At 67.1% G+C, this 4,195-nt stretch carries 5 protein-coding genes; 4 read left to right on the forward strand and 1 reads right to left on the reverse strand.

Annotation, left to right across the window (positions count from 1 at the left end; all coding sequences use genetic code 11):
• Positions 1–210: 210 nt before the first annotated feature.
• Entirely contained in the window at positions 211–492 is a 282-nt protein-coding gene (locus U9980_RS17240) for a DUF397 domain-containing protein (RefSeq protein ID WP_322768854.1), read from the forward strand.
• A gap of 29 nt (positions 493–521) precedes the next feature.
• Here U9980_RS17240 and U9980_RS17245 read toward each other — a convergent pair whose 3' ends face one another.
• Complete coding sequence (locus U9980_RS17245) at positions 522–1,370, reverse strand: helix-turn-helix transcriptional regulator (protein ID WP_322768855.1); 849 nt, start codon at positions 1,368–1,370, stop codon at positions 522–524.
• A gap of 223 nt (positions 1,371–1,593) precedes the next feature.
• On the opposite strand from U9980_RS17245, the gene U9980_RS17250 reads away from it, so the two are divergent.
• From U9980_RS17250 to U9980_RS17260, 3 genes are all read left to right on the forward strand, one after another.
• Complete coding sequence (locus U9980_RS17250; RefSeq protein ID WP_322768856.1) at positions 1,594–2,277, forward strand: hypothetical protein; 684 nt, start codon at positions 1,594–1,596, stop codon at positions 2,275–2,277.
• Between the two features lie 288 nt (positions 2,278–2,565).
• Positions 2,566–3,096: a hypothetical protein gene (locus U9980_RS17255; protein ID WP_322768857.1), complete on the forward strand. Its 531-nt coding sequence runs from the start codon at positions 2,566–2,568 to the stop codon at positions 3,094–3,096.
• A 131-nt stretch (positions 3,097–3,227) separates the two neighbouring features.
• A complete protein-coding gene (locus U9980_RS17260; protein ID WP_322768858.1) occupies positions 3,228–4,160 on the forward strand; it encodes a WD40 repeat domain-containing protein in 933 nt (310 codons plus the stop codon).
• The last annotated feature ends 35 nt before the right edge of the window (positions 4,161–4,195 follow it).

The raw sequence follows: 4,195 nt of genomic DNA on the forward strand, positions 1-4,195 counted from the left end.
CCTTCCGGACAACCGCGCGGGCGTGGGATGGCCGTCCTGGTGGCTGAGCGTAGGGGCGGTATGCGCCGGTAACGAGGCTGTGCCGGCACAGGGTGGTCGGCCCTGTGCGGGCACAGGTCCGGACCGGCTTGGGCGGCACAGTCTGGGCGATCCCGGCGAACTGCGGTGTGCTCGACGTGCCACCAGCCCCGCACACACCGAAGGAAGAACATGTCGATTAACTCTGCGATCAGCATTCGGGTCGACGCCGCCGTCGAGACGGCCGGCCGCCCAGCGCCGTCGGCGCCGGCGCCGGCGCCGCCCTGGCGGCGCAGCAGCTTCTCCCGTGGCGCGGAGATGACCTGTGTCGATGTCGCGTTCGCACCAGGCGAAGTCGCCGTCCGCGACTCGAAGGACCCGGCTGGGCCGGTGCTTCGGTTCTCCCCGCGGGAGTGGGAGGTGTTCGTGCGTGGCGTCCGCAACGACGAGTTCGACGCGCCGCCCGACCGGTAACCCCGTGGGCGGTGGCGGCGCCGTGGCGGTCACCGCCCACCGCCGGCGCGCTTTGCGATCATCGCCAGTGAGTCCTCGATCGACGTCGCAGCGTTCTCGGCGGCGGCCAACGCCGCCGCATAGACGCCGACGGCCTCGGGTTCGTCGACGAAGAGGTTCTGGACCGGCTGCTCGGCGTAAACCACGGAGGTGAGGTCCTCGTGACCGAACTCGAAGATCGTGAAGGTAACGCCTTCGGCTTCGTGGACCGGCGCCCTGAAAGGGATGACCCTGACCCGCACGCCGGCGGTCTCGACCCGGTGCAGAACGTGCCGCCACTGCCCGGCGGCCACGTCCGGGCCGCCGATCTCCCGGTGGAGCACCGCCTCGTCCAAGAGCACTGTCAGCGCTGGCGGGTTTTCTCGATCGAGGATGCGTTGACGGTGCAGTCGCAACTCGAGCCGGCGTTCCCAGACGGCGCGGGTGGCGTCGTGTGCCGCCCCGAGCAGCGCGCGGGCGTAGTCGGCGGTCTGCAGCAGGCCGGGAATCAGCGACGTCGTGTGTAGCCGGACGCTGGCCGCGCCGTCCTCCAGACCGTAGAAGGTAGCGGAGTCGGGCGGCACGACATCGGTGAACTCGTGCCACCACTCCTTGCCGCGCGCACGCCGCGTCAGCTCCGTCAGCTCCGTCAGCTCGGCGTCGTCGAGCTCGAGGACACGGGCGATGGGGGGCACGTCGTGTAGGCGGATGCCGGCGATGCCGGTCTCCATCCGGCTGACCTTCGCCCCGGAGCACTCCAGCTCGCGAGCCAGGTCCTCGATGGTGAGCCCGGCACGCTGGCGGTACCTGCGCAGGCCCTGCGCGAGCCGGCGGCGGGCAAGGACTGCGTTCGTCGCCATGACAAGTCCTCCCATCTCCCCCTGATCGCGGTCGATGCGACCCCGTTGACCGATCCAGTCAGCATCGGCATACTCGGATCGTATATTGCGAAACGTAATTTACTAGAACTAGCTGGCTGGCGCCAGCTGGTCAAAGCGGCACCAGGACAGCGGCACCAGGACGGCCCGTAGGCCGGGTGCCACGACGATCTCCCGCCGACCTCATTCCCGTTTGGAGACCCGCATGACCACGTTTCCCGCCCACGGCGACCAGGATCCGGTCTCCGGCCTGGCCGCATCCCCACCCGGCTCCCCGACGCACGACCGTCCCGAGCCCGGCCAGCACTTTCCCCCTCCGACGCCCACAGGCCAGCAGCCCCTACCGACGTGGGTCGCCAACCCGGCCCAGAACCCCAACCTGATCTGGACCGGGATCGCGCTCGCACAGGCTGCCCTCGTCATGTCCCTGCTCGGCGTCCTCGCCGGCTGGGGCTGGTTCGTCGTGCTCACGCTGCCGTTCTGGCTGATCCACACGGCGAACGTCTACCTCGGCGGCGCCTTCTACGAGCTGCCCCATCACGCGCTCGACCGCGTCCGGACAGTGCGCGCCGCGACCGCGTCCGGCGCCCCCCCGCTCCCGCCGGTCAGCCCCGCGCCCTCACCGATGATGCGCCGCAATCTGATTATCAATGGTGCCGCCCTCGTCGCGTTGCTCATCGGCACTATCCTGTGGTGGGGCACCGCCGGCGCCGGGAACCCGAGCAACACGAAATGCTCCGACTTCATGGCCATGCAGCCCGAGCAGCAGCAAAGGATCCTCCTCAGCCTCCCCTACTCGGACATGAATATCCTGGCGAACCGCTTTCAGTACCTCACCAGTTGCGCGGCGTCCGGGGGGAAGCTCGCAGACCTCATGCCGCGAAACTGATCCGGCGAGTGGCCAAGGCGATCATAACCTCGCCCTCGCCCTCGCCCTCGCCCTCTTTCGCCTCTACGGCATTACGAAAATCAAGGGAACAACCGAATTCATTGCCCACGACCGCAAGCGGGCCATCGTCTTCCTCGCAACCTGACGTGAGAGATCGCTACGCGGGGTGACTTTGCCGAGGTCCTGGGGTGGATGTCGGGGTGCACGGACTATTCTCGACAGAGATCCGAAGCCGCTATCGTTCTAAACAACGGTCGCGTTATCGACGAGGGGACAGCATGGTCAAGAATGATCGCTCCTGCCGGGGTATCCGTGGGTAAGGTAAATGTTCTGGACACCGTCCGTGCGGTCGCGATCGTGCTCGCTGGCGGCTTCACACTCGCCGCATGCTCCTCCGGTACACCGGCTACGTCTGGCGTAGTCGCGAGCCAGGCAGCGCAGAGCGGGTCCGGCACACCGGCTACGTCTGGCGCAGTCGCGAGCCAGGCAGCGCAGAACGGGTCCGGAACCGACTGCGGTGCCTTTGTCGGTACTGCCGAATACAAACTGGTCGTCAAGGGGAAAATCAGCTGCGCCGACGCCAGCAAGGTGATGGTGGCGTACCTGCAGCAGGGCGCTGCAAACAACCGGGACGGCGTGCATGTGAAGGTCGACGACTGGTCCTGCATCTTCGACCAGGACCCCACGTCGGCCGTGGCACATCTCAATGGTTTCTCGTGTATGCGTGACGGCGATGTGATCCAACTGGTGGTTGATCCAACTGTTGCCGACGTTGATCCAACTGTTGCTGACGACGCCGGAAGGATGACCCACGAATGAACGGCTCAACACGGCGCCGGATTTCCGGCCGATCAGGCAGTGGAATCGTCATCTTCGGCGTGTTGGCAATGTTATTGGGCGCCTGCGGCGGGGGTCAACCCGCTCCCGCCGCCGACCAGGACCAGAATGGCTTGGAAACAGCACGGCAGCCGAGCACAAAAGCCGCGTCCGGCAGGCAGGGAACCGTACTGAAGATAGCCGGGGGATTTGCTCTTGACGCGGCGTTCAGCCCCGACGGGAAGACCCTCGCCGTTGCCGCGGTGCTTACGGCCAGCAACCCAGGCTCGGGCTCGATCGAGCTGTGGGATGTCGCCACGGGCCACATCAGGACGACCTTTTCGGACACCGGCGCCGCCGTGTCCAAGGTGGCGTACAGCTCGGACGGGCGCACCATCGCAAGCGCCGGAAACCACGGCACCGTCCGGCTCTGGGACGTGGCCAGCGGCCAGATACGGCAGACGCTCGACGAACCGGAACCCGGCACCGAGGACTGGCTGACGGCGATGGCGTATAGCCCGGACGGGCAGTTCGTCGCTTCGGTCGACGCCATGTGGAACGTCGTAACGGGTCAGCGCACGCCCATTGTTCCGACCTTCACGAACGCCATGTACAAGCGCTGCATCGCGTTCAGCCCCGACGGCACCCGCCTGCTCGTCTGCATCGACGGCTACGTCGACGTGCTGGACGTGGCGACCGGGAAGGTCGTCGTCGACTATAAAGGACACCGGACCGTCGTCAGCGACGCGGTGTTCAGCCCCGACGGCAAGACCGTCGCCTCGAGCAGCGAGGACGGCATCACCCAACTGTGGGACCCCGGCACCGGGCAGGACCTTGCAACCCTGCAGGACGCCGGCGGCTTGGCCGCGTTCAGCCCGGACGGCAAGCACCTCGTCACAGGCGGCTCGTCCGGACCGAAGCTGTGGCAGGTGGACAGCCGTGCGGCCGTCGCCACCCTTGCCGGGCACTCCGACAGGATCACCTCTGCCGCGTTCAGCCCGGACGGCAAGACCGTCGCCACCAGCAGCCTCGACAAGACCGTACGGCTCTACCCGGCCGAGGAATGACAACATAGCCCAATAGCGCTTAGTGGTCGGCGCCC

The organism is Protofrankia sp. Cr1 (assembly GCF_963555865.1).
Classification (GTDB): Bacteria; Actinomycetota; Actinomycetes; order Frankiales; family Frankiaceae; genus Protofrankia.

What these genes read in the sequence shown, in the direction of transcription:
- U9980_RS17240 (WP_322768854.1), top strand. Translation starts at nt 211, where the DNA reads ATGTCGATTAACTCTGCGATCAGCATTCGGGTCGACGCCGCCGTCGAG.
- U9980_RS17245 (WP_322768855.1), bottom strand. Translation starts at nt 1,370, where the DNA reads ATGGCGACGAACGCAGTCCTTGCCCGCCGCCGGCTCGCGCAGGGCCTG.
- U9980_RS17250 (WP_322768856.1), top strand. Translation starts at nt 1,594, where the DNA reads ATGACCACGTTTCCCGCCCACGGCGACCAGGATCCGGTCTCCGGCCTG.
- U9980_RS17255 (WP_322768857.1), top strand. Translation starts at nt 2,566, where the DNA reads ATGATCGCTCCTGCCGGGGTATCCGTGGGTAAGGTAAATGTTCTGGAC.